Raw genomic sequence first — 23,793 nt, 5'->3', positions numbered from 1 at the left:
GGTCTGTGGGAGCCTCGGGCGGGCAACCGCCTGGGGCCACCCGGACGCCAACACTCTCGTCCTAAATAAGTAAACAGAAAATCCTCCGACTTGGGGAAAAGTCAGCAGGAACGAAGGCAATGTAGACCCCGAGCACCGCTTTACCGGCCAGAAGCTCGATCCGGAAAACGGCCTGTATTACTACGGCGCCAGGTACTACGATCCCGAGCTGGCTCGGTTTATCTCACCCGACTCAATCATTCCCTCGGCAGGCGATCCGCAGAGTCATAATCGCTACAGCTACGTTAGAAATAATCCGGTCAAGTACATCGATCCGACAGGACATTCGTTCCTGAGCTTTCTCTTCGGCGGGATTTTCAAGGTCTTTAGCTTGGTCATCAAATATGTCATTCCGGCATTCCGTCTTGCCGGCGGCGTGCTGGAGCTGATGGGCGGCAACATTCTGAGCGGTCTACAGTCAATCGCTGGCAGTATGAGCAGCTTCATCAAAAATTCTCAGTTCCAATTCGCGAGCCAGGTGTTTGGGTTCTTCGGGGGTGGGGCTGGCTCAACTAGCGGCTCGGGGGTACCTGTCTCACCAGGAGATTATGAGCCTGGAGGCATTCAATATGCAGCCGCAGACACGGGGATCATTTCAGACGCAGACAATTAGCAGTATCAGATAGCTGGACTGCCTGGACCACGGGAAGAGAAACTGCTTGCTGGCGTTACAGTATTGCGCAAAGATATTGATCTTTTCGGTGAGGATAAATATGGTCACTGGTGGATAGAGGTAGGTCCGAAAGAGAGCTATGGTTGGTGGCCTAAGAAGCCGGTTGGAATATCCGAGACACTATTCGGGACTGACGGTGATCTTAACGGAAAATACTGGGGCGGTACGGCAACCATGGATGTTCATCATGGTGATCGTGGGCCAGGCGTCAATGTCTTTAATGTCTACGGGGATCCTTCCATTTCGACTCAGAGTTATATTGAGCAAATTAGGTCTTTCGCGAATTCATACCGTGGTGGCTGGAGCTGGCCGATTGGTCAGAACTGCCATTCGTTCCAGCAACAGATGTTGCAGAAATTAGGACTAACGGTACGACCAGTTGGAGAGTGAAGCATGGAACTTTTGAAAAGCTTTTTGACCGGACTCTGCATCATGGTAGCATCCGTTCCATTTGGCAGGGAGTATATTATGGCTGGAAATGGAGAAAGTTATTTTATTGAGTATTATGCCTCGTTCGCCGGATTTGGCCTCCCATTGAATTTGAGCCAAAAAATAGAGAAGGAAATGGCCGAGACCGGAACTGCTGCCTATTATCGAGCAGAATTTGATTCAGGGAAGAAGTTGGTGCGAGTTGCTAAGATTTACCGCGGAGATCTTCTCTTTGAACATAGGTATTTGTACTATCCAAATGGCAAGCTAATGCGTGCTGAAATTAGAAGCAATGATGGTGAGTTCAAGGTACATGAGTTCGACGCTTCGGGTAATCCAAAAGATCAATGAGAGGGGAAAACAGAGAGGAAAAGAGGGACATCTCTAAACGGGACGGTGCTGTCAAGGACTCCCGCGGCGATTTTCTCCGTCAGATCAGGCTCGGGGTCAGACTTCTACGACTTGACTATCTTCCTTCACCTTGTTAAAAGTCGCGCTCATGGCCCGGCGTCCTCGGCTTTTTGCTCCTGGTTTGCTCTACCACGTGATCATTCGCGGCAATCAGGAGTCGTGATCGGAGCTGGGCACTGTCAAGTACGCGTACCACGATAGCGTACATTTTGACTCGCCGATTAGGATACACGCTAGGGGAAGTGGCGGATTACTTGCGGAGGGACATCGCGACGATAGGGACACTCGTCGGACGACTATGGGCGCGGATGCAATCTGACGCGGAGTTTCAACGCAGAGTCGCTCGGTTGGTCAGGATTGTTGAGTCGTAGAAGTCTGACCCCAATTGCCCTGCTGCTTTTCCCATGGTGCGTTGCGCCCCGCTCAGTTTCCCAACACGCTGGTTAAACGCGCGATGATTTCCGGCGGCTGGCTGGTGACGTCTTTGGCCATCCTCTCGAGCTCTTCGCCTTTGACCGGATCGAACTCGTAGTTTCTCTTCTTCACTTCCTCCTGGAACAGCGGATCGTTCATCGTCTTTGTGTAAGCGTCGCGCAGAACCTTTAGGCGATCGTCCGGAACGCCGGGCGGCCCGAGCATGGGTCGTCCCATGAAGTCCGCCGCGAGCAGCACCTTGGCGAGGCGTCTGCCGGCCTCGTTGGTTTTGTATTGGTCCATGAGTTCAGCGACGGTGGGAGTTTCTGGCAGTCTCGGGTCCCTCTTTGCGCCCGTCTGGAATAGGTGCCGAACAAACCCCTTTTTGCGCCACGTGTGATAAGGTTCGCGGCCGAAGAAAGCCTCGATGGTGAAGGCGCGGCAGTGTACCTCACCTCGTTCGACTCCGAGATCGATATCGGTTCCTCCGGGATAGCCTGTGACGATGGCGAATTTGGCGCCCACGGTCTCCTGCATCAGCTTGGGCAGATAAGAATCCGGGCCGGTGACTCCCGTGGCGCCGCATTTGGGCGGCTCCTTGGCGGCGCGGACATCTTCGATCGTCTTGTAAGGAGTGTCGGCGCGCATGTACATCTGGGACGCGCCGCGAGCGGGGGCGCCGATCCAAGTAAACTTGGCCCAGTCAAACTGGATCTCTTTTCTTCCCACCAACTGATTGAGATAAAGCGACGGGAGAATCGAGCCGATCAGAGTCAAACCGTCCGGCTTGGCCACGGAATAGAGGTGATTGGCCGCCACCACATGTCCGGCGCCGGGCATGTTCTGAAATATGAGATCGGGGTTTCCCGGAATGTGCTTTCCCATGTGGGCGCCGATGAGGCGGGCCCACAGGTCGTATAGATTTCCCGGCGGAGTGCCGATGATAACCCTGATCGTCTTCCCCTGATAAAAGGGAGTCTGGGCATTTGCATCGAAGCTCCACAACAATAGACAAAAAACCGCAAAGCTCAGCTTTTTCATATCGCACCTCGTTGTAGGCCAACGCCTTCGGTTGTGTTCAGGGCACGAAAGATGCCCGGGGGTGGGACAACCGGCCTTGGCTTAGCCAAGGCTAGTCGAAATCGGAAAGAGGCGTCAAGGGCGCATCGCTACTCTTTTCGACTGTGAGATGCTTTCCGGAATTTATCGAGGGAATTGTATTAGCCGATGCCATATCCTAGTTACAGTCTGTCAAGGGGACCAGTAGGTGTTTTTGCGCGCGCCGGAAATCAGCGGGCAGCGTCAGGTTGAAAGGCAGCTCGCCTCAATACCTCTTATGCCAAAACAGATCGACGCCGCTGTTGCGGCCGGATTCGGTGGAGCCTTTGAGCTGCCACTGCGGCGTGATTTGATATTCAACCGAATACTCTTGCTGCTTTTCTCCGCCGAGCTGCTGCGCGGCCGAGACGTAAACGTTCTCCCTCACGTACTTGCCGACGCCGACTTTGCCCGGATTGTCGCCGGTTCCAACCGCAAAGTCCAAAGAGTCCACGCCTAATTTTCTCGCCACCGACTGGCGCAGGCCGCCGGCGACGAAGCTGGCGGTTGCCTGAATCGCCTGCGCCTGTAGCAAGTTCTGCTGGCTTTGGTTAAGCTCGCCCGCGGGTTTGCCGAAAACCAGCACGGAAAAGATATCCGCCTGTTCGAGCGGCGGCTCGCTGCGAAGGTTCAAGGTCGGCTCTTTCGTCGTTCCGCCGATGACGAGGTAAACCAGGTGATCGGCCGTTTTGTAGCGGGCGACGATATCGAGCCGCGGCTCGATCGATTGCCCGCCGCCGGTGAAAACGACTTCGCCGCGCTCGAGCTCGAACTTTCGTCCTTGAAACGTGTACCAACCGCGGACGCTCTGCAAAGCGCCGCTGACTATCGGCTGCTCACCCGGCTGTTTCCTGATGCGGATGTCGCCCGTCAAATCGATCGATCCTTCGTCGAGGTTGACCCAAGTGCCGCGCGGCACCCGAACCACGACGTCCATTCCCAGCCGCTGAAAGAGCGGCGATTCGGCTGTCTCGGATTTCTTCGCGACGTTCTCAGCCGTCTGTTGCGAAGCCGTAAGCTCCTGGCTCGTCTTGACGACGGTAATGGTAGGATCGGGCGGCGGAGGTCCCTTTTTCTGAAATCGGGTGAGATCCGGTTGCAGGTTGGTCCGAACCAAGGTCAAATCTCCCCGCACGAAAGGTTCCTGCAACGATCCGGACATCGTCAACTTTCCCGAAACGCCCGCCTTGTATTCCCGCGTATTCATCACCGAGAAATCTTCCGCCTGAAGCGTGACGTTGACGCTCTTGAGTTTGTATTCGGTGATCCCTAGCTGACCGCTGCCGGCGAGCCGGCCTTGGCCGGACCGGGCTGAGAGACGAGTGATGGACGCCTTTCCGGCTGCGAGCGTCGTCTGGAGATCGACATCGCTGACGGTCACGCCAAGCGCCGGGATGCGGGCTTGCGCCCGCTCCAACTGCAACTGCCCGCTCGGCACCAGAGCCTTCATGGGGCCGCGCAAACGAATATCCATGCTGACGTTGCCCTGAAGCTTTTCGATGTCTTTCGAAAAAGCTCCCAGGAAGGCGATGCTGAGTCCGTTCGAATACAATCGCACGTCGGCCTCGCCGGGAACATTCGCGGCGCGATTCCCGCTCCAGTTTATGTCGATGGGCATTTCTCCCGTCGCGTTCAAAGCGTGCGTGGCATCCTGGCGCAATTGCAACTGAAGCCGCGCCCGGCGGCCGGCATATGCCGTCGTTGCTTCCAATCCCGCGTACGGTTGTCCCCCGACTGTAAGACGCTCCACGCGGATCTTTCCGTCGAGGACCGGGCTTTGCGCCGTGCCGCGCACTTTTAAATCTCCGGTCAGTTGCCCGCGCACGTCGCGGCCCAGCGGCGAAAAGGCGTGAAACTCTTCGAGCGGGAGCTGGTTCACTTGCAGATTAAAATCCTGATTTCCTTGCAGGCCGAAAACTCCCTGCGCTCGAACGCTCTGCGCGCCGCGCTGCAGCAGAAGATCGTCGACGGTGACGGTTTTGCCGCGGGCGACGACCTGGACCGGCTTGGCGTTGCGCCAGACGCCGGTCGTGAGTTGAAACGACAATTCCTGAATCGACGACTCGATCCGGTCGGGAAAATAGCGCACCTCGGTCTTGATCCGATGGTTGTGCTGCTCGCGGTCCTGGGCCAAAAGTTCCACCTCGGCGGTGGTCGGTTCTTTTCCTTTCAGCCCTACGTTAACCTCCAGCGTCCGCAGCGGGACGCCGGCATCTACTCCCTTTGCCGCAGCCTTCAACTGTCCGCTGATTTTCGGACTGGAAACCTCGGCGAGCGTCCAGACGAGCGATCCCGACTGGAAGGAGTTTCCGGCGACGTAAAGATTGGCGAATTGAGCTTTGCCTTCCAGGCGGGGATTTTGGAGCGCGCCCGCCGCGGTTCCATCCACGTTGACGCTGCCGCCGCCTTCGAGTCCGGCCAACGCCAGCCATGGACGGATTTCTTTGGCGCGCACGGTGTAGGTCAACTGATTCGTCGCCTTGGGCTCGAACAAGCCGATTTTTCCCCGCGCCGTCACGGTCGTGTCTTTCGCGTCGACTCTCAACGGCTCCAGCGCCAGCACGCCGTCGCGGAGATGGACGACCGCCTCTCCTTTGGCGACCGACACGTCTCCAATGCGCGAAGGCAAAAGGTTCATCCGGGCCTCCACCTGCGCTTTCTTGGGATCCGTCCCACGGCCTTTCAGCCAAAGGTCCGCGCTCACGCGCGCGGCCACGGGAATCGCGCCCTGACCGTCCGCCGTCTTTTGAAGATCAAAGTCGCGCGCTTTGAGCGTGAGCTCGTACGACTTAGGCCCAGACAAATCGGCCGTTCCCTGCAATTGAGTTTGGCCGGCCTTTCCGTGCGAGTCCGCCGTGAACACGAGCTTTTGGTTTTTCAAATTTCCGGAAAGATTGACCGATCCCATCCGCCAGCCCTGCAGTTTGAAATCCGCCACCTGAGCCTGAGTCGAAGCCTGGAGATTTTCCCCACCGGCGCCGCTGAAAGAGCCGCGCCCGCTGATCGTGCCGCCGGATTGTCCAGCGTCGAGAACTTTTTCCAGGACGAAGCGCTCGGCCTCGACATCGCCGCGAAAGCGCGGCTCGGCGCGGCTCCAATCGACGACCATCGAGCTTCGGAGCCGCCCGTCCGGCGCGGTGAGAGCGCCGGCGATTTTTAATGCCGAGCGCGGGCCTTCGACCGTGAAGGCGCCCGAAAAATCCTCTCTCAACGGCAGGGAAGGGAGGATCGTCCTGAGTTCGTCCGCCGCCACCTTTTTAAGTTCTAGTTTCAGTTTTGTGACCGTCTCGGCAAAATCTTTGACCGTGCCCGAAGCTTCGATGTGCGATTTCGCCGTTCTCAGGGCGAGCCGGCGCACGTCGATCGCGGGCGACGAGCCGCTGGCGTCGAAAGAGAGCGCGCTCTGCCAGCGCAAATCGGGGAATCCTTTGCTGGAGAGCAGAAAATCGAGCGCGGCGATGTCGGCTTTCACGCCCGCCGGCAAAAGCGCCACGTTGCCGTCCACCGACAACGCGTTGACGCGCGCTACGCGGCCGTTGGAAAGACGCGCTTCGATCCGGCCGCCGTCGATCTTCATCCGATCGAGAAAAATGGTGATCGCGCGCGGCTCCGGCTCGTCCGGCTTTTTCTTTCTCAAGAGAGAAGCAAGATTCCACTCCCGGTCCGCGCTCTCGACCGCAAGAATGGCGGGGTCGTTGATATCGATTTCGGAAATATGAAGCTGCCTGGAATACAAGAAGGCGAGGGCCTGGCGGAGCAAACTGATTTTGATCGTCACGACCTTGGCGGAGACGACCTCCTGGCCGTCCCGGCGCACCGAGAGGCCGTGCACCTGCACGGCGCGCCAGACGGAGCCGGTCAATCGCTCGAAGGTGACCTCTCCATCGATCGACTCGCGCAGCGCCGCCAGCGCGTGCTCGCGCACCAGCGAGCGAAACGATTCCGTCTGGCTGTAGAGCCAGGCGCCGGCCAAAACTACGACGATCAGCGAGACGAGCCCCGTTCCAGCCCAAAGAAGCGCGCGTTTGATTCCCGGTTTCATGACGTACCTGGCTCGGATTATTCACCGCCGAGACACGGAGGACGCGTCCTTCGACAAGGCTCAGGATGCGCGGCGTTGAAGAGTTCCGCTCGTGGTCAGCTTGTCGAACCATGCGGAACTCTGCGCCTCTGTGGTAAGAATACCTCTTAATCAGGCCTGCTAAAAGGATTGCCCGATGTCGAAAAAAATCTGCCAGCCGCGATCGTTTTCGCGGCGCTGGAACGGGAAGCCGAAATCGAGGCGCAAAGGTCCGATCGGCGTGGCGTAGCGAACGCCGAAGCCGCCCGCAAACTTGAGGTGTCCGATCGGCGGATCGAACGAGCGAACCGAAACCTGGCCGAAGTCGAGAAACAAAACTCCGCCCAGCGACTTCGTCAACTGCTGGCGCAGCTCCAACGACCCCTCCAGCAAGCTTCTGCCGCCGAGGGGATCGTCGCGGCGCGACAGAGGCCCCAGCATGCGGCGCTCGAATCCGCGCACGCTGCTGCCGCCGCCGGCAAAAAATCTCTCGAAGAGCGGCACCTCCTTGCCACCTGCAATGGGCTCGGCGAAACCGAGCTTCAACCTCGACGCCAAAACTGTTTTCAAAGTCAGCGGAACATACCACTTGCCCTCGCCCTGGAGCTTGACGAAATCGTAGCTCCCGCTCCAGGGTCCGCCCGCCTGCTCCACCAGCACGGAATAATTCGAGCTGGTCGTCGGATTCGACCGGTCGTCCGTCGTATTCCACACCGAACCAACGGCGAGGGCGGAGAGCCAGCCCTTATGCTTGAAGGGCTCGAGCGCACGGAAGGTGGCGCGCGGGACGTCCTCGAGCCGGTCGTATTCGCCGCGATACCCCACGAACGCCGAAAACCGCTCGGAGAATTTTCGCTCGAACCGCGGTTGCACCCGCGCCATATTCAACGTGTATCCCGGCTCTTCGAATTGCCGGGGGCCGGCCGTCAGAGAAAATCGGTTGTTCTGTCCCAGGAAATGCGGCTGCACGAAGCGCACGTCCAGCTCGCGCGCGATGAAAGACGCCTTGGCGCCCAGCTCCAGTTGCCGCGCCCCGCCGAGCCAGTTGTTGTGGCGCCAGCGCGCCTGCCCGCGCAGTTGATCCTCCGTGCCGTAACCGATGCCGATTCTGATTTCGCGCGGCGGTTTTTCCTTCAACCGCGCCACGAGAGGGACAACGACGGGGTCGGAAGCCGCGAGCTGGGGCTGAATTTCGATCTCGCTGAACAAGTCCAGTTGCAGCAAGTTGCGCCTTGAGTCTCTCAGCGCCTTTCCGGAAAACAGTTCCCCCGGCTTGTAGGTCAGCTCGCGCGCGACCACGTCCGGCGTGACGTCTTGAAGCCCTTCGATCCTGGTTTCTCCGAACACGGCTTGAGGCCCCGCGTTGACCGTGTAGAAAATATTCGCTTGCCGCTCGTCGGGAAGAATCTCGGCTCTGCGCCGGACTTCCACCCGCGCGCGTCCCCGGTCGTAGAAGAACTCCTTGATCGCCGTCTCTGTCCCCTGGTACGCCTCTTCCGTGAAGACTTTGCCCTCTTTCAGAGCCAGGTTCGGCTTGAGCGGCTCGACGATTTCTTTCAACTCGGGCCGGTCCACGACCTCGATGGAAATTTGTTTGACGATCACCGGCGCGCTTTCGTCGATAAGAATTTTCGCCGTCACCAGGCTGCGCTCGTTATCGACCTCTAAATCGTGCGCGACCTTGACCTCGTAATAGCCTTGCGACTGGTAAAACCGCTCGATGCGTTGCAAGTCCGCCGCGAACACTTCCGGATCGAAACGCGGCCGGTCGCGCCACGGCGTGTACCAGGGACGCGTCTTGGTCAGCAAAACTTCTTCCAGATCTCCATCCGAAACTTGCTTGTTTCCGCTGATGGTCAAATCTTTCACCAGCCACTCTCGCGAAGCATCCAAAGACTCGACCGGCAGGCCGAGCGCCGGCCTGGATAGCAGGAAAATCAGGAGAAGAAATACGGCGGAAGTGGTGGTTGCCTTGGCCAAGCTCGGCTCGGGTCGTACAAAATAAAAACATGTCTCCCTAAAAGCAATAACAGCCGCAGGAGACACATCAATATAGTTCCGTAGAGGGAAAAACCCAGTGGGATTTGACCTGGTTTTGAATCAGGTAGATCCCGGAGAATGGGATAGAATGACGAAGTCGAAAGCGGCGGAACCGGCGCGGGCTCGGGCTTCCGAGACTTTTTTCTTGACAGGTTTGTCCTATTGATTTAGGCGGTATATTGTTAGCAAGAATTGGGGTGGGGAAGGTCTTTAGTAAAGGAGAGGAAGGAGCAAAAAATGAGTAAACCCCAGCGGCTGACGCATAAACCGATGGACCAATACGATCTGGTTCGGCATCACTATGGCCGAAGGGTGCAGTGGGGCACGGAAACGGTGCTCTATCGCAAAAACCACCCCATGCTGTGGAAAAGGGTCGCGGGGAATTACCAAAACTGGGAGATCGATACCACGGAGATTTCCCCCGGCGACGCGGAATCCTCCTGGGGAGAGGCGGCGAAGCTCTTTTACAGCGAGGACATGACGGTTTGGTTTTCCCGCAGAAAAGAGTCGATGCGGTACTTCTTTCGCAACTGCGACGCGGACGAGCTGCACCTGATTAATCGCGGCGAGATGATCTATGAGACGGACTTCGGCAATATAGAGGTCGGAGAGAGGGAGTTTCTGCTCCTGCCCAAAGGGGTGACGTATCGCGCGCTATTGAAGCAACCGCAGGAAACGATCCGGGTGATTTTTGAATCGGGACCCGAAATCTTCGTGGTCCCAGCGGAGATGGTCGATCATCTCTACGGCAAGGGCAGGCCGGCGCTGAAGCCGGAGAGCCTCAAGCACCCTGAGCTTCCCGGGGAACCAGGGCCGGAGGGAAGGTTCGAGGTGCGCGTAAAGTACAACGGCGCTTTCTCGGATTTTCTCGGCGAGCAGACGACGATCGATTACGATTTCTATCCCCTGGACGCGGAGATCGTCGACGGTTATGTGCCGGTATTCAAGTTTCGCATCGACGACATAGAAAAGCTGGGCTCTACTCCGGTGGCGTTTCTCGGGGCCGCTTATCTGGAGAGCAAGAACAACGTGGCCTGGACCATGCACCTATCGGGCGGCGGCGTGGGCGGCGCGCCGGTTCACAGAGACCCCGACGGGGACGAGCTGAGATATACGCCCTCGGGTCCGCGGTTGGGAAATTTTTTATTTACGCCCCACGGCGTGGACCATGGCGGAGGCAGGGGCTACACAAAAAAAGCGCGCAACCGGGCGCCGGATGTCTACGATATCGAGGGCGCCATCTCCGCATACACCTTGAGACCGCTCAAAGGAACGCCGCTGGCTCAGAGATGCGCGAGGCCCTATCCCGCGTAGCTTGCGACGCGCCGTTTCGCGTCCACGGAAAAAAACCAGTGATGAGGCCTAAGAACATATTCCAACTTTTCTCATGTTCGCTGCTCCTTCTACTCTCTCGGGTTGGAGTTGAAGCGGCGGACTGGCAAGCCGAATGGCAGAAGGCCCTTCAAGGCGCGCGCCGGGAAGGGCAACTGGTCGTGGCGATGTCGGCTAATCCGGAGCTCAGGAAAGAATTGGAGTCGACATTAAAACAAAAGTTCGGGATCACCTTGGAGGTGCTCTCCGGCAGAGGTCCCGAGACCGGCGCCCGCATCGTCAAAGAGGTCGGTGCCGGCGTCCATTATATTGACGTTTATTTCTTCGGCGGCTGCGGCGGTGTAACATTGATCCACGAAGGCGTCCTGGAGCCCCTCGCCGAATACATGATTCTCCCTGAAGTGGCGGACCCTAAGTACTGGTGGGGCGGGCATATGTGGATGGATAATGTCAGCACGCGGCGATATTTTTATTCTTTCGTCGCCGACGGCGGCCAGAGCAGCGTTTGGTACAATTCAGGCCTGCTCAAGCCTGAAGAGCTTCGCTCCTATGATGAGCTGCTGAGCCCAAAGCTGCGTGGAAAAATCGGGTTTCTCGACCCACGGACGCCCGGCGGCGGCCAGGGCACATGGGCCCACCTGTGGCGCATCAAAGGCGAAGATTTTCTTAGAAAACTGGTCAAGCAGGAACTTTTCATGAGCCGGAACCGGCGCCAACTGGCCGAGGCTTTGGCGCATGGGAAGGTCGCGGTAACTTTCGGCGTGAGCGTTTACGAGTATCAACCTTTCGTGAAGGCCGGGCTGCCGGTCAGAAAGCTGCCTTCGTTTAAGGAAGGGGAGCCCGCCAGCAGCGGCGCCGGCAACGTCGGCATCGTGAAGGCGCCGCCGCATCCTAATGCCACCAAGGTCTTCATCAACTGGTTCCTCGGCAAAGAAGGACAGGAGTTGTGGACCAAAGTGATGGAACAGCCGACCCGGCGCGCGGACGTAGACACGAAATGGCTGCTCGAAAGAGGGATCGATCCGGCCAAGGATACTTTGACGGTAGAGCAGTTCTTGAAGCTGCAAAACTCCATGGAAGACCGCTGCGTGAAGGTGAGAGATCCGGCGTCGAAATTCGCCGAGACGATTTTGAAGTAGAATTTTTTACCGGCTGGTGTCTTGGTGAGAAATGGTTTCGTGCTTCGACTGGGCTCAGCACGAACGGAAATTTTCTCGGCGATATCGGCGATTCCTCCGTTCGCCCTGAGCCTTGCCTGTCCTGAGCCAGGCCGAAGGGTCGAAGGGTGAACGGACGGTTTTTCAGAAGCCGGGTTAGAGCCTGAGATCGAAGAGGCGCGCCGCGTTCAGCCCCATGAGCTTTTTCTTGTCCTCTTCGGACACCGTCTCCAGCGCCTGCAAAAACTGAATTGTGTTCGGCCCGGAGCCGGCCAGGGCATGCGGGTAATCGCTCGATATCATCAGCCGGTCCGCTCCGATCCGCTCGATCACGTAGGGGATCGACTTCGCCTCGACCTTGATGTTGAACGAAAACCAGAGCTGCCCGAGATATTCGTGCGGCATTTTCTTGATCGAGACCTTGGCATACTGCGGCTCTTCCACCGCCACCTCGTCGAGACGGTCGACAAGATAGGGAACGAATCCCGCGCCGGCTTCGAGAAAAGCCACTCTGAGCTTGGGAAAGGCGTCGAGAACGCCGCCGCAGACGAGCGAGCCGATCGCGAGCGAAACCTCCGCCGGAAACTGCAGCGCGTTGCCGAAGCGATACCTTTGATAGCGATGCGCGCCGCCGGTGACGGCCAGATGGGAGCAATGCACGATCAAGGGCACGTTCAGTTCTTCGACCCGTTTGTAAAGCGGCCAGAACTCGTATTCGTCGAGGTTCTTATCCAGGATGTTGGTTTGAACCTGCGGGGCGTGAAGTCCGAGCTCGAGGATCGCCCGATCCAGCTCCCGAAGGGCGAGGCCGATATCCTGCATGGGAAGGACGGCGAGGCCGATGAACTCGGGCCGTTTCTTGAGGGCGCGGCTTACGGCGTTATTGTAGGAGCGGCAGATGCTCAGGCCGAGTTCGGGATCCACGTCGTAACCGAAGGGACCGTTATTGGGCACGAGCACCTGCCGGTCGAAGCCGATCTTGGCAAGGTCCCCGGCGCGCGCATCGGCGTCCGACACGCCGCGAAGCCTTTTTCCCATGCGAAAACAGGTCGGGTAGTTCGACATGAAGGAGGGGAGCTTTTCGGTTCTGGTCTTGTAGACGACGGCATCTCTGCCCGAGCCGTCGAAGACGAAGCGCGGCGCCCGGCCGGAGAACTTCGGGTCCACGTCGTCGAAGGCGTCATGCGGCAGAAAATGAGAGTCGCAGTCGATCTTGAGGGCCATACGCCATCAGCCTTGCAACATACGACGCTCAGGGCCGTTGATTTTTTTGGCCGTGATACAGAGCGGATAAATCATTCTCGTACGACCCTTGAGCGTGAGCGCGCGCGTCGCTCTTCATCTGCTTCACGCCTTCATCGACGTTGGTGTCGATCATCGGATGGTTCGGATCGCGGTAGACGCAGATCGGGTCCTCGCCGCGCGCCACTTTGGCCAGCTCTCTTTTCATCAGCTCGCGCAACATGGTGACGCCTCTGTCGGAGGTCGCGAGGCGCTCGCGGCTCCGGTCGGCGATCGGGCCTTGCGTCTCCCACGCCATGTGATCCTGCGGGATGATGTGCTGCAGAGTGTAGCGCGTGAAGGGATGAAGTTTATCGGGCGGATCTTTGTAGGGCTCGGTGTACTTGATCGGCGGATTATAGGTGTCCTCCGGCTCGCTGCCGTCTTCCGTCGGGAAGAACAGCACGTGAATGTGCAGCGTATGCTCGTCGTCGATCGGCGTTCGGCATTGCGTGCTCGGCCCCTGGCGGAGAATAGTCGGGAACAGCAGCGGGTGCTCGTCGACAATGCCGTTGGCGTACGTCCGCTTCTTCATGACGCCGTGATCCGTGAGGTAGAACTCGGCTTGCTTGACGTCGTCGGTAAATCCGCGCGTCGTGTTGACCGGCTTGCGTTCGCCGCGCCCATAGTATTCCTGGTGCAAAATCTGCAAATGCGCGGGATCGACCGAGTTCTCCATTGCCTGGAACCAGTTACAATCGAGCTGCGGATGGACGATGATTTTTCGGTGGCCGTCTTTGCGAAAGAGCGTGTCGTAGCGCGTGAACACAGGCGCGGGAGCGGGGCCCATGTAGGCCCAGACGAGATTCAGGTGCTCCCGGACCGGATAGGCTTTTTGCTTGATGGTGAGGTGAAACTTGCTGCCTTCGGGCTCCGCCGGACAATCGAGACAATTCCCCTCCACGTCGTAGAGCCAGCCATGATAGCCGCAGGCGATGCCGCGCTCTTCTACGCGGCCATACGAAAGCGACGCGCCGCGATGGGAGCAGCGGTCGGCGAGCAGGCCCAATTGGCCGCTCTGGTCGCGAAACAGAACCAAATCTTCGCCCAGGACACGGACGAATTTGGTCGGCTGCTCTTCGGTGAGTTCCTTGACGACGGCGATCGGGTGCCAATAGCGGCGCAGCAACTCGCCGGCCGGAGTGCCGGGTCCTACGCGGGTCATCATCTCGTTTTCTTGTTTAGTCAGCATGGCGTTGCCCTCCCAAACATCCTTTCCGATTATGCGCGATGTTCGATGAAGTTTTCAAGACCTATTAGGGCGGGCATAAAGGCCCATCTCTACCGTAGCCCGCCCGCGGGTCTCTCTCCGGGCCGATGCGATAGGTCCGGTGTTACGCGGCACGAGAATCTTAAGAGAAGATTTTCCGTACGCTTGGATGCTCCTCCTCCCACGCATCGGCCCTTCAAGAAACCCCCGGGCGGGCGTTACGCCGGTGGCGAGCTATGCGACGTACTGAAAAGAGTACGCCTGCGCTCGTCGATTTGACGCGCGCCTTGTGATGGGACCTTTCTGACCGTCCTAAAACAAATTTCCCGCGGGGGGGATCAAAATCCGCCAACGAACACGAAAACAGGTGTTACCGGATATCCCGCGCGCGGGGGAGAGCGACGTAGATCGCGACCATCGCCAGCGAGCCGGCCGCGCCCATAACCGTCACGGCCCGTTGCGCGCCCCAAAGCGCCGCCAGCGCGCCGAAGACCATGCTTCCTACCGTCATCACCACTTGGCTCATATGAAAGATCGCCGTCGTGCGTCCGCGCAATTCGGAAGGAGAGTAGGATTGAATCACCGTCTGGATCAGCGCGTGCGCGCTCACGTGGCAGAGGCCGACGACGGCCATCAGCGCCATGGAAAGATTGAACCAGGACGACGCGGCGAAGAGCACGATGACAAGCCCGTAAACCATGACGCCCGCCAGCATGAGAATGCCGCGCGGCAAGCGGTCGCCGACGGACGCGATCATCATCGCGCTCGCCAGCGCGCCGATGCCCATCGAGGTGAGAAGCAGCCCTTGCCCGGTCGCCCCGACGCCGAGGAGGTCGCGCGCGAACACCGGCAAGAGCGTCGTGAACGGCACGATGAACAGAGACGCAAAAAATACGATGAGCAGTCCGGTGCGCACCGCCTCGTTCCGCCAACTGAACTTCCATCCTTCGAGGATGCTGCGGGCGAAGGATTCGCCGCCGGCCGAATGCCGGCCGGCGCGCGCGGAGGCGCGAGCCGGGCGCAATTGCACGGTCCAAACGGTCGCGAGCAAGAAAAAGATCGCTTGAGCGGAATACGAGCCGCCGGTGCCGATCGCGGCGATGATAATGCCGGCCAGCGCCGGGCCCGTGCTGCGCGCCACGTTGAAGACCACCGCGTTGAGGCCGATCGCGTTGGTCAGGCTTTCCGGCGGGACGGCGTCGGCGACCATCGAAGCGCGGGCGGGTTGCTGAAAAACCTGGGCGACCGCCATCAACAAGGAGGTCACGTAGACGTGCCACGGCTGGATCTGTCCGGTGAAAATCAAAAGTGCGGTGGCGGCGAAAACAAGCCCGTTGGCGGATTGGGCGACGATCACTTGCGTCTTTCGCGAATAGCGGTCGGCGGCGCTGCCCGCCACCGGCGACAGCAAGAGAAAGGGAATGGCTTGAATGCCGCGCACCAGGCCGAGTTGGAGCGCCGAGTCCGTCAACTCATAGATGAGCCAACCGCGCGTGACCTGGTCCATCCATACCGCCATCCCCGAGCACGCCTGGCCGAGCCAGAGCAAGCGATACTGGCGGTGTCTCAGCACCTCGAAAGCGCGCAGCCGAATCAATGCCCGGAAAGGATTCCACAATCGGGGAACACCGAGAGTTTGGGCGGAGTCGCTTGGTGTCGCTGCGGCTGTTTCTTTTTGGTTCGATGGTGGACGCAGAGCAATCTCCAGAGCCGGCGACGCGGGCATCGTTCTCGATGTCCTCAAGCCGCGGTGGGAACGATCCTTTTCTATATCATGGGGTGGGACGGGTGAAAACCTCGGGCTACTCAGACTTATCCACCGGCGAAAAGTCGATGTCGATATTTTCTTCACGCTGGATTTCGGCGAGGCGCTGCGTGAGCGCATCGATGCTGCTCTTCGCGGGGACGGAGACCAGAGCGACCAGGCGAAAGATCGGCGTGCCGCTGTCCGGCGCCGCATAGGTCTTGGTCTCCATCGATTCGATGTTGATCCCCGCTTTGCTGAGCGCCTGGCTCAGTTTGTGGACGATGCCCGGATGGTCCATGCAAGAAGCCGTGAGCTTGTAGGCCAGCGGCGATTCGGCCGGCTTGCGCACGGCGGGCGTCTTGATCGAGAACGTGAGCCCGGTCTGGGATTCCAGCTCGCGGCACGAGTTGGCGACCCTGACGAGATTCCCGCTCTCGCCGGTGATCAGAATGATCACGGCGAACTCGCCGCAGAAAACCGCCATCTTGCTGTCTTCGATGTTGCAGCCGAGGCGGGTGATGAATTCCGAAATCTTTTCGACCAGCCCCACGCGGTCGGGACCCACCGCGGTCAAGATGAGATGGCTCTTATCCGTCACGCGCTCTCCTTTGAGCTAGATTCTAACCGGAGCATCGAATAATGTGAAGGTACCCAGGCCAGAAATTCAGGAGGTGGTTATGAAAGTCGCGGCGATCTTTCATCTCTCGTTGGTTCTCGCCGTCGGACAATTCCCGGTTCCGCCGAACGATGCGCTCGCCGCCGAAGCGCAGCGCGTGAGAATTGCCTACGCGAGCCGCAGCAACTCGGCCACGCCGCAATATCTGGCTCACACCAAAGGGTTCTTCAAGGAGGAAGGACTGGAGGCGGAGTTGATTCAAATGAACCCGCGTCTGGGCGCGACGGCGGTCGTCAACGGCGACGTGACTTTCGCCACTCCGTTCGTCAGCACGTTCCGCGCTATCCTCCAGGGCTTCCCGATGAAAGTGGTGTTCGTCCATCTCAAGAAAGGGCCGTATTTCGTCATGGTACGGCCGGAGATCAAGGACGTTCAGCAATTGAAGGGCAAAAAACTCGGCGTGTCGACGATTCGCGGCGCCGATCAGTTGGTCGCCGAAGAGATGCTGCAGGCCAAAGGTTTTAACCCAAACCAGATACAGGCGGTCGCCATCGGCGACGGCCCCGTTCGAATGCAAGCGCTGGTCAGCGGAGCGGTCGACGCGATCTCAGTAGCGCAGCCGCATGATCTGATGCTCCAACGGATGGGTTTCAAAGCGCTGGCCGGTCCTCCGGAGACCGGTCTTCCCGTGGCGGGAATGTTCGTTTCGGACCGTCTCTTGCGGGAAAATCCCTCGGTCGTCAGACGGACGCTGAAAGCTTTGCTCCGGGCCCATCAATTTATTCTCGAAAACAAACAAGAGACGATTCCGATCATGATGAAATGGCTGCCGCAGGCCGCGGATATCGCATCTCACTCCTACGATCTCGAGCTCAAGACCCTATCGCGGGACGGGCAGATGACGGACGCCGAGACCGAAGCCTTGATCGACAGACTCGGCGACAAGAAGCGGCCGCTGGACGAAGTCAGGGATTTCACCTGGGCGCGGCAGGCGCTAAAGGAATTGCAGGGAGGAAAATAAGAGCAGTGGGAGGCGCGATCCCACTGCTCTCCACGGTTGTGCAGGGATCGAGCGGTTTAATGGCCGCCGAGCGGGATTCTCGACACGGTAAAAGTCGTAACGTCCGCCTCAGGTTCCGATGGTCCTCCCGTCAGCGCCAGCGCCGTGTTCGTGACGAACAGGCTTCCTCTGCTGAGAACGATGCTCGCCGGGAACAGCAGGCCCTTGACCGCCCCGTCGTTCCCTATGCCTTCGAACGAGCCGCGCCGATCGGTGACCCGGCCGTCGGAGTCTAGTGCGACGATCTCGTCGGCTTGATTGGCCGCCACCCACAGCCGGCCCTTGCCGTCAAACAGAATTCCGTCGGCGCCGTTGACGCTCTCGGCGAAAGTGCTGAGCGTCACCGTTCCAAGGTCCAATTTCAGAATCCGATCATCTCCGGTGTTGGCGATGTAGAGGGCGGTTCCCGCGGCATTGAACGCAAGCCCGTTGGCGCCGAACGGAGGGAAGGCGTGGCTGCCCGGCTGCAAGAGAGGATCGCTAAAGAACGTCGATACGGCTCCGCCGGGAAGGTCGATTTTGAAAATCCTTCCGCCAAATGAATCCGAAACGTACAGGTCGCCGGCATCATCGAACGTAATGGCGTTGAGGCCGCAGCTGACAGCCACTCCGCCGCAGACGTCATAAGTTGTCGCCGGGGTGCTGCTGGAGTTAAACGGGGGCGCGAATTTGATGATATCGCCGTTCAGAAAATCGGCGACGTAGAGATTGCCGTTCTTATCGAACGCGAGGCCGAGCGGAGCCGCGCCCGGCAGGGGAATCGTATCCAGCAGATGCCCGCTGCCGGAGCGGAAGATATGGATCACGTTCGTGGTGGTAAAATCGAACGTCGCGACGTAAATATTGCCCTTCGCGTCGGCGGCGATTCCCTCGGGATGGCCGGGACCGCCTGCCGGCAGCGTGGCAAAGCGCACCACACCGCCGCGGTCGGCGTAAGCGGGGATAAAATCCATGACCGGCAGCAGCCCCGTCATGACAAACGCAAGAATTATTTTACGCATGGTATCGTCCTCCTTCGGATGTGGAAGTTATCGATCAAGTACCAAGCTCAGGCCGAAGCTTTGAATCTCGAGTAAACCTTCTCGGCGTTTTTCTGGAAAACTTTTTCTTTGTCCTCTTTGGACAGCCACGGGATGCTTTCGATCTTGGGCTTGATGTCGTCGTACCACTGGCCGCTGCGCGGGTCCTTTTTCGATCCCGCGCCGGGCCGCTCGGTGCCGAACATGCAGCGGTCCGTGCCCACGATCTTGAACAAAAGCTCGAGCGATTCGACGTTGTAGAGCGCCGTGTCGAAGTAAAATTGCTTCAACCGCTCGTCGAACGTTTCCGTATCGTTGCGGCCGCGGAGCTGCGAGCGCCAGCGTCCGACCTGATAGGGGATCGAGCCGCCGCCGTGACAGACGATGAGCTTCAACTTGGGAAAATCTTCGAACACGCGCGAGTTGACGATCGAAAGCACGGCGATCGACTCTTCGGTGATGAAGTGGCCGTGAAAAGACTCGCGGGGATTCCGGCAACTCGCCGGGTGCAATATGGCGGGAAGGTCGAGCTGCACCATCTTCTCATATAAAGGATACCAGTACTCGTCGCCCATGCCCGGCGTCTGGCCGTCGCCCTCGCCCGGATCGGGGTTGATCATGATGCCGACGAAGCCCAGGTCTTTGACGCAGCGGTCGATTTCATCCAGGGTGTTTTTCGGGCTCACGCCGGCATTCTGCGGCAGACCGCCGATGCCGCGGAACATGTTCGGCTCGACCTTCACCTGCAGCGCGATGGCGTCGTTGACCGCTTCGCAATACCAGCGGACGATCTTCTCGGGCTTTTCCGAATGCATCATGGTGTAGGGCCGCGGCGATATAAACGCCCAGTCGGTGCCGACTTGTTTGAGCGCGTCGCTGTGGCTCACGCCGCGCCAGCGCGCCTTCTTGATTTTTTCCTCGGTCAATTCGAGGTGGCCTTTGCCGTGAAATCCGCGGCTGTTGATCAAGCCGGCCTGGTAGGCGTTGAGCTCGCCGCCGGCGACGATGTGGTTATGAATGTCGATGACCATGTTGTTCTCCTTTTCTTTTTTACGCGCTGTCGGTGCAGTCCTCTTTAGTAGTAAGGAACGAGATGGCTGTCAATGGTAGAGTCCTTGAAGCCGCCTCGCTCGTTGACCCTTTCACGCCGTACGGCGGCCATGCGAATGGAATGATTGAGTAGCGGCTGGAATTTTAAAGCGCGATCTGGTCTCATGAAGCGCGATGAAAGCTGTTCGAGCCCATAGGTTTGGCCCGCCGGAAGCGATCACGCTTGAGCATGTGCCCAAGCCCGTAGCAGGCGAAGGGGAAGTCGTCGTGGAGGTGAAGGCCGCCGGTGTCGGGCCGTGGGACGCGTGGATTCGCAGCGGCAAGAGATCTCTTCCGCTTCCTTTGATTCTAGGGGCGGAGATCTCCGGCGTCGTCGATTCGATCGGTCCGAGCGTGCGCGAGCTGAAGCCCGGCGACGAAGTTTTCGGCGTGTCGAATAAAGGCTTCACCGGCGCCTACGCCGAATATGCCGTCGCGAAAGCGGCGATGATCGCGCCCAAGCCGAAGCGGCTCAATCACGTCCATGCGGCATCGGTTCCCATCGCGGCGACGGCCGCGTGGCAGATGCTGTTCGATTGTGCGCGGCTATCCGCGCAGCAGACCGTGCTTATCCACGGCGGCGCCGGCAACGTCGGCGGCTACGCCGTTCAATTTGCGAAGCAGGCCTTGGCCATGGTGATCGCTACCGTATCCCGCGACGATGCAACCTATGCGCGCTCTCTCGGCGCTTTTGGAGTCATCGATTACCGCGCGACGCGATTCGAAGAACGGGTCAAGGACGTCGATGTCGTGATCGATACGGTCGGAGGCGAAACGCTGGAGCGGTCTTTTCGAATTCTGAAGCGCGGCGGCGTTCTGGTATCGTCGGCAGACCGCCCCTCCGAGGAAAGCGCCCGGCAGCGCGGCGTTGAGGCGTTCTTCTTGTCCGTTCAGGTCGCGACGGAGCGATTGAAAAAGATTGCCGCGTTGATCGACGCAGGCGAGCTAAAAACCGAGGTGGGCGAAGTGCTGTGGCTCGAAGAGGCTCGAAAGGGGCATGAGATGCTCGAAGGCGCGCCGCACCGCCGCGGCAAGATCGTCATCAAGGTAGCCGACTGATCTTGAAGAATGAGGGCTGAGGGACGAAGATGAATGATTCATCCGGGTCGGGTAGGGCGTTTTCACCGGACCGTTGATGCCAGCGCAGCGGTGGCCGTTTTCGTTTCAGTCACAATCCCGCCGAGTTTTTTCAGCTTGGACTGCACGGAGCCGTAAATTATGCCTTCGTCCAAACGGCAGCCGAGACCGACGGTGAGGAACAGCTCGCTGTAATATTCCATGTCCATCCTGTGCTCGATCTCGATGTGGTAGCCGTCGATCCGGCCGGCGGGAGTTTCGAACAGCGAATTTGAAATGCGCTTCACCAGGTGAGTCACTCGGCCCGAGCGTCTGAGCTTGCCGGTGTCGGCGCGGTACATTTTGTATCGCGTCTCGCGCTGGAGGGCGCCCGAGGAATCGGTTTCGCCCGGCAGCAGGATCGCCAGCGCCGGCTCGTAAACGATGGTGCTTTTGCTTTTGAACAAATCCATGCGCTCCATCATCAGTGCGCCGCCCGGCGCGCTCACGAGGAAAATGCGCCCGTAGTCGCCGAAGATGAGCTTCCATCTTTTCTCGTCGGCGGGATCGGACTGGAAAATCAGCGGCACCATCTTGCCGCGGTCCTTGCCGTCGATAATCTTGAACTCCCTCCGCGAGCTGGCGAGCGGGATGAGCTGTTTAAGGCTGACTTCGCGCGCCGGCGGAACGGCCAGGGCCGGCGCGGCGCCCCATCCCGCAGCCATTATAGCGAGAATCAAAACGATGCGCGCGCAGCGGTTCCTGTAAGCATGTCTCATCCCGTCTAGTTTACCGGAAAGAAGAGAATAAAAAAGACGGCCGACGTTGTCCGCACCGACGAGCGCTGAACTTCAGAGCCGGTGTTGCCTAAAGATGTTTTGACCTTTACTCTTTTAGCGTGGAGAAACGAATTGCGGAACCGCACGCCGGGCGTGAGGCCAAAACCCAGCCCGAGGCGCGTCAACGCGCGCTGCTAAAAGGCCTAGTCGTTTTTCTCTTGCTCCTCGCTCTGCCCGCGGCCTGGCGCTGGACGCCGCTCAATCAGTGGATCAATTTCGAGCGCATCATCTTGTGGCAGGAATCGGTGCAAAGCTATCCGGGCGCGTTTTTTCTCGTCCTGGGCGCTTATCTTCTGGGAAGTCTCGCGCTCTTTCCCGTAACGATTCTAAACGTCGCGACGGTTTTCACTTTCGGTCCGATCCTCGGAAACGGATACGCGCTTGCGGGATGGCTTGCAAGCGCCGCCATGGGCTACGGCATCGGGCGCGGCCTCGGCTGGGATCTGCTCCATAGAATGGCCGGTCCGCGCCTACGCCGGCTCGTCGCGCAAGCCGGACGCCGGGGCTTCATCGCCGTGCTGACGATGCGCGTGTTGCCCTTGGCGCCGTTCACCTTGGTGAATCTCTTCGTCGGCGGTTCTGGCATCCGCTTTTGGGATTTTTTCGCCGCCAGCATCGTCGGGAGGATTCCCGGCCTCGTGATCCTGAGTCTTGCCGGCGTTCAACTGGAATACGCGCTGCGAAGTCCCGAGCTCGGCCGTTTCGTTCTTATCGGGCTCGCGCTCGTGCTCATTCCTCTCGTGACCGCTTGGTTGGCCAAGCGGTTCGCTTCCGGCGACGGGCGCGCTTCGTCCAAGACTCAAAGTTGACGCTCCGGTCCGGGCTGAATCACAGCAGATCTCTGATGGGATAGGCGAAAAGCTCGAAGAACTTTTCATTGAATCCGCGGGCCTTCCAGTCTTCGTAGCTTATGTTCTTCGACAATTTGAGGTCTTGGTAAAAGATCTCTTCCATGCGTCCCGCCAGCCCGCGATCGTACACCGTCAGGTTCAGCTCTTCGTTCAGAGCGAAAGATCGATTGTCGAAGTTGGTGCTCCCGACCGTTGACCAGACGCCGTCCACGACCATGGTTTTCGTGTGCATGAGCGCCGGCATGTATTCGAAGATTTGAATGCCGCCGAGGAGCATGCGGCCGTAATTGCTGCGGCTGGCGCGGTAGGTAATCTTATGGTCGATCTTGCCGGGCACGAGCACGATGACCCGGACGCCGCGCGCGGCGGCCGCGAGCAGGGCGTCCACCATGCGGCCGTCGGGAATGAAGTAAGGATTGGTGATGAGGATGGATTTTTTCGCCGACGTGATCGAGAGGAGGAAGAGGAGATAGTTTTCAAAGCTGCCGCCGACGGGCGAGCTTTTAACGATTTGGGCCGGCATTTTTCCGCGCGGCTCGAGGGGAGGGAAGTAGCCTTCGCCGCCGAGCAGCTCTCCGGTGGCCTCGAGCCAGCTATCCGTAAAGCCCGCTTGCAGGTATTTCACCAGCGGGCCTTCGATCCGCGCGTTGGTTTCTCTCCAGTGTCCCTCCGTGCGCCCGTCTCCCAGCCAGGTGTCTTTGATTCCATAACCGCCGGTGAAGCCGATCTTGCCGTCGATCACCAGGATGCGCCGGTGGTTGCGGTAGTTGTAGCGCAGCAATTTCCATAGGAAGATCACCTGCGGCGCTTCGACTCGACGAAAAATCTCCACGTGACAGCCGGCCTCGCGCATCATATCGGGAATTTCCGCGGGGGTGTTGGTGCCATGGCTGTCCAGCAGGATATTGGCGGCGACGCCGGCGCGGCAGCGCTCGGCGAACGCCCGCGCCAGGTCGTAGGCGATCGTGCCGTCTTCGTAAAGGTACTGGGCGAAAGTGATGGTCCGCTTGGCGCTCTTAATATCGCGCAGCATCACCGGAAACGTTCCATCGCCGTTGAGCAGGATATCGACGCGGTTCCCGCCGACGATGGGCGCGTCGGTGTGGGCCTCGATGGTAGGAAAGAACGACGGCTCGCCGAGCGTGATTTCCGGAATTTTGTAGACCGGGAGAACCCTGGCGCAACTAACGGTCAGGAGTGCCGAAAGCAGCAAGACGGCGCGTCTGGAGACTGGAGCATTTCTCAAAGCGAACTTGATGTTTGCAGACGGCAGCGGCCATACCTCCACTCCGTTTACTGCTCCTAATTTACGGCGAGCGGCGGTCGCCATCAATGGGGATTTCACTTAATCGAGGATGGGTTTTTACCTGAG

At 59.1% G+C, this 23,793-nt stretch carries 19 protein-coding genes and 1 pseudogene; 9 read left to right on the top strand and 11 right to left on the bottom strand.

The window, feature by feature from the left end:
• Positions 1 to 100: 100 nt before the first annotated feature.
• The 4 genes and pseudogenes from VGL70_20350 (at position 101) to VGL70_20335 (ending at position 1,492) form a co-directional block, all read left to right on the top strand.
• Positions 101 to 313 (top strand): annotated as a pseudogene (locus VGL70_20350) (RHS repeat-associated core domain-containing protein).
• A 57-nt stretch (positions 314 to 370) separates the two neighbouring features.
• Positions 371 to 652: a hypothetical protein gene (locus VGL70_20345; protein HEY3305884.1), complete on the top strand. Its 282-nt coding sequence runs from the start codon at positions 371 to 373 to the stop codon at positions 650 to 652.
• 63 nt (positions 653 to 715) lie between these two features.
• Positions 716 to 1,102, top strand: coding sequence for a hypothetical protein (locus VGL70_20340; GenBank protein ID HEY3305883.1), 387 nt, complete (start codon positions 716 to 718; stop codon positions 1,100 to 1,102).
• A 3-nt stretch (positions 1,103 to 1,105) separates the two neighbouring features.
• Complete coding sequence (locus VGL70_20335; GenBank protein ID HEY3305882.1) at positions 1,106 to 1,492, top strand: DUF6156 family protein; 387 nt, start codon at positions 1,106 to 1,108, stop codon at positions 1,490 to 1,492.
• A gap of 483 nt (positions 1,493 to 1,975) precedes the next feature.
• On the opposite strand, the gene VGL70_20330 is transcribed toward VGL70_20335, so the two are convergent.
• From VGL70_20330 to bamA, 3 genes are all read right to left on the bottom strand, one after another.
• Positions 1,976 to 3,007 carry a tripartite tricarboxylate transporter substrate-binding protein gene (locus tag VGL70_20330; GenBank protein HEY3305881.1) on the bottom strand — a complete coding sequence of 344 codons (1,032 nt, stop codon included), beginning with the start codon at positions 3,005 to 3,007 and terminating at the stop codon, positions 1,976 to 1,978.
• A 283-nt stretch (positions 3,008 to 3,290) separates the two neighbouring features.
• Positions 3,291 to 7,106 carry a translocation/assembly module TamB domain-containing protein gene (locus VGL70_20325; GenBank protein HEY3305880.1) on the bottom strand — a complete coding sequence of 1,272 codons (3,816 nt, stop codon included), beginning with the start codon at positions 7,104 to 7,106 and terminating at the stop codon, positions 3,291 to 3,293.
• 159 nt (positions 7,107 to 7,265) lie between these two features.
• Positions 7,266 to 9,104 (bottom strand): outer membrane protein assembly factor BamA, encoded by a 1,839-nt coding sequence (bamA, locus tag VGL70_20320; protein ID HEY3305879.1) that lies wholly within the window; start codon positions 9,102 to 9,104, stop codon positions 7,266 to 7,268.
• A gap of 297 nt (positions 9,105 to 9,401) precedes the next feature.
• Between bamA and VGL70_20315 the strand changes: the two genes are divergently transcribed.
• Together VGL70_20315 and VGL70_20310 are read left to right on the top strand one after the other, a co-directional pair.
• On the top strand, positions 9,402 to 10,478 hold the full coding sequence (locus tag VGL70_20315; protein ID HEY3305878.1) for a hypothetical protein: 1,077 nt from the start codon (positions 9,402 to 9,404) through the stop codon (positions 10,476 to 10,478).
• Between the two features lie 41 nt (positions 10,479 to 10,519).
• The gene (locus tag VGL70_20310; GenBank protein ID HEY3305877.1) at positions 10,520 to 11,635 is read left to right on the top strand and encodes an extracellular solute-binding protein; all 1,116 of its coding nucleotides are present in this window, start codon (positions 10,520 to 10,522) and stop codon (positions 11,633 to 11,635) included.
• A gap of 174 nt (positions 11,636 to 11,809) precedes the next feature.
• Here VGL70_20310 and VGL70_20305 read toward each other — a convergent pair whose 3' ends face one another.
• From VGL70_20305 to VGL70_20290, 4 genes are all read right to left on the bottom strand, one after another.
• Positions 11,810 to 12,877 carry an amidohydrolase family protein gene (locus VGL70_20305; GenBank protein ID HEY3305876.1) on the bottom strand — a complete coding sequence of 356 codons (1,068 nt, stop codon included), beginning with the start codon at positions 12,875 to 12,877 and terminating at the stop codon, positions 11,810 to 11,812.
• 28 nt (positions 12,878 to 12,905) lie between these two features.
• Positions 12,906 to 14,126 (bottom strand): Rieske 2Fe-2S domain-containing protein, encoded by a 1,221-nt coding sequence (locus VGL70_20300; protein ID HEY3305875.1) that lies wholly within the window; start codon positions 14,124 to 14,126, stop codon positions 12,906 to 12,908.
• A gap of 388 nt (positions 14,127 to 14,514) precedes the next feature.
• Positions 14,515 to 15,741: an MFS transporter gene (locus VGL70_20295; protein ID HEY3305874.1), complete on the bottom strand. Its 1,227-nt coding sequence runs from the start codon at positions 15,739 to 15,741 to the stop codon at positions 14,515 to 14,517.
• Between the two features lie 205 nt (positions 15,742 to 15,946).
• Positions 15,947 to 16,489: an ACT domain-containing protein gene (locus tag VGL70_20290; GenBank protein HEY3305873.1), complete on the bottom strand. Its 543-nt coding sequence runs from the start codon at positions 16,487 to 16,489 to the stop codon at positions 15,947 to 15,949.
• A gap of 79 nt (positions 16,490 to 16,568) precedes the next feature.
• On the opposite strand from VGL70_20290, the gene VGL70_20285 reads away from it, so the two are divergent.
• On the top strand, positions 16,569 to 17,528 hold the full coding sequence (locus tag VGL70_20285) for an ABC transporter substrate-binding protein (protein ID HEY3305872.1): 960 nt from the start codon (positions 16,569 to 16,571) through the stop codon (positions 17,526 to 17,528).
• Positions 17,529 to 17,584: 56 nt separating this feature from the next.
• On the opposite strand, the gene VGL70_20280 is transcribed toward VGL70_20285, so the two are convergent.
• Together VGL70_20280 and VGL70_20275 are read right to left on the bottom strand one after the other, a co-directional pair.
• Positions 17,585 to 18,568 carry an NHL repeat-containing protein gene (locus VGL70_20280; protein HEY3305871.1) on the bottom strand — a complete coding sequence of 328 codons (984 nt, stop codon included), beginning with the start codon at positions 18,566 to 18,568 and terminating at the stop codon, positions 17,585 to 17,587.
• A gap of 47 nt (positions 18,569 to 18,615) precedes the next feature.
• On the bottom strand, positions 18,616 to 19,617 hold the full coding sequence (locus tag VGL70_20275) for an amidohydrolase family protein (GenBank protein ID HEY3305870.1): 1,002 nt from the start codon (positions 19,615 to 19,617) through the stop codon (positions 18,616 to 18,618).
• Positions 19,618 to 19,810: 193 nt separating this feature from the next.
• On the opposite strand from VGL70_20275, the gene VGL70_20270 reads away from it, so the two are divergent.
• On the top strand, positions 19,811 to 20,734 hold the full coding sequence (locus VGL70_20270; GenBank protein HEY3305869.1) for an NADP-dependent oxidoreductase: 924 nt from the start codon (positions 19,811 to 19,813) through the stop codon (positions 20,732 to 20,734).
• 62 nt (positions 20,735 to 20,796) lie between these two features.
• On the opposite strand, the gene VGL70_20265 is transcribed toward VGL70_20270, so the two are convergent.
• Complete coding sequence (locus VGL70_20265) at positions 20,797 to 21,510, bottom strand: hypothetical protein (protein ID HEY3305868.1); 714 nt, start codon at positions 21,508 to 21,510, stop codon at positions 20,797 to 20,799.
• Positions 21,511 to 21,629: 119 nt separating this feature from the next.
• On the opposite strand from VGL70_20265, the gene VGL70_20260 reads away from it, so the two are divergent.
• Positions 21,630 to 22,379 carry a VTT domain-containing protein gene (locus VGL70_20260; protein ID HEY3305867.1) on the top strand — a complete coding sequence of 250 codons (750 nt, stop codon included), beginning with the start codon at positions 21,630 to 21,632 and terminating at the stop codon, positions 22,377 to 22,379.
• A gap of 19 nt (positions 22,380 to 22,398) precedes the next feature.
• Here the strand turns inward: VGL70_20260 and VGL70_20255 are convergent, their stop codons facing one another.
• On the bottom strand, positions 22,399 to 23,709 hold the full coding sequence (locus tag VGL70_20255) for a phospholipase D-like domain-containing protein (GenBank protein ID HEY3305866.1): 1,311 nt from the start codon (positions 23,707 to 23,709) through the stop codon (positions 22,399 to 22,401).
• Between the last annotated feature and the right edge of the window lie 84 nt (positions 23,710 to 23,793).

It is taken from the genome of Candidatus Binatia bacterium, assembly GCA_036504975.1.
GTDB lineage: Bacteria > Desulfobacterota > Binatia > UBA9968 > UBA9968 > JAJPJQ01.
Note: the sequence above shows the minus strand (reverse complement) of the source record. Positions and strands in the feature narration are given on the sequence as shown.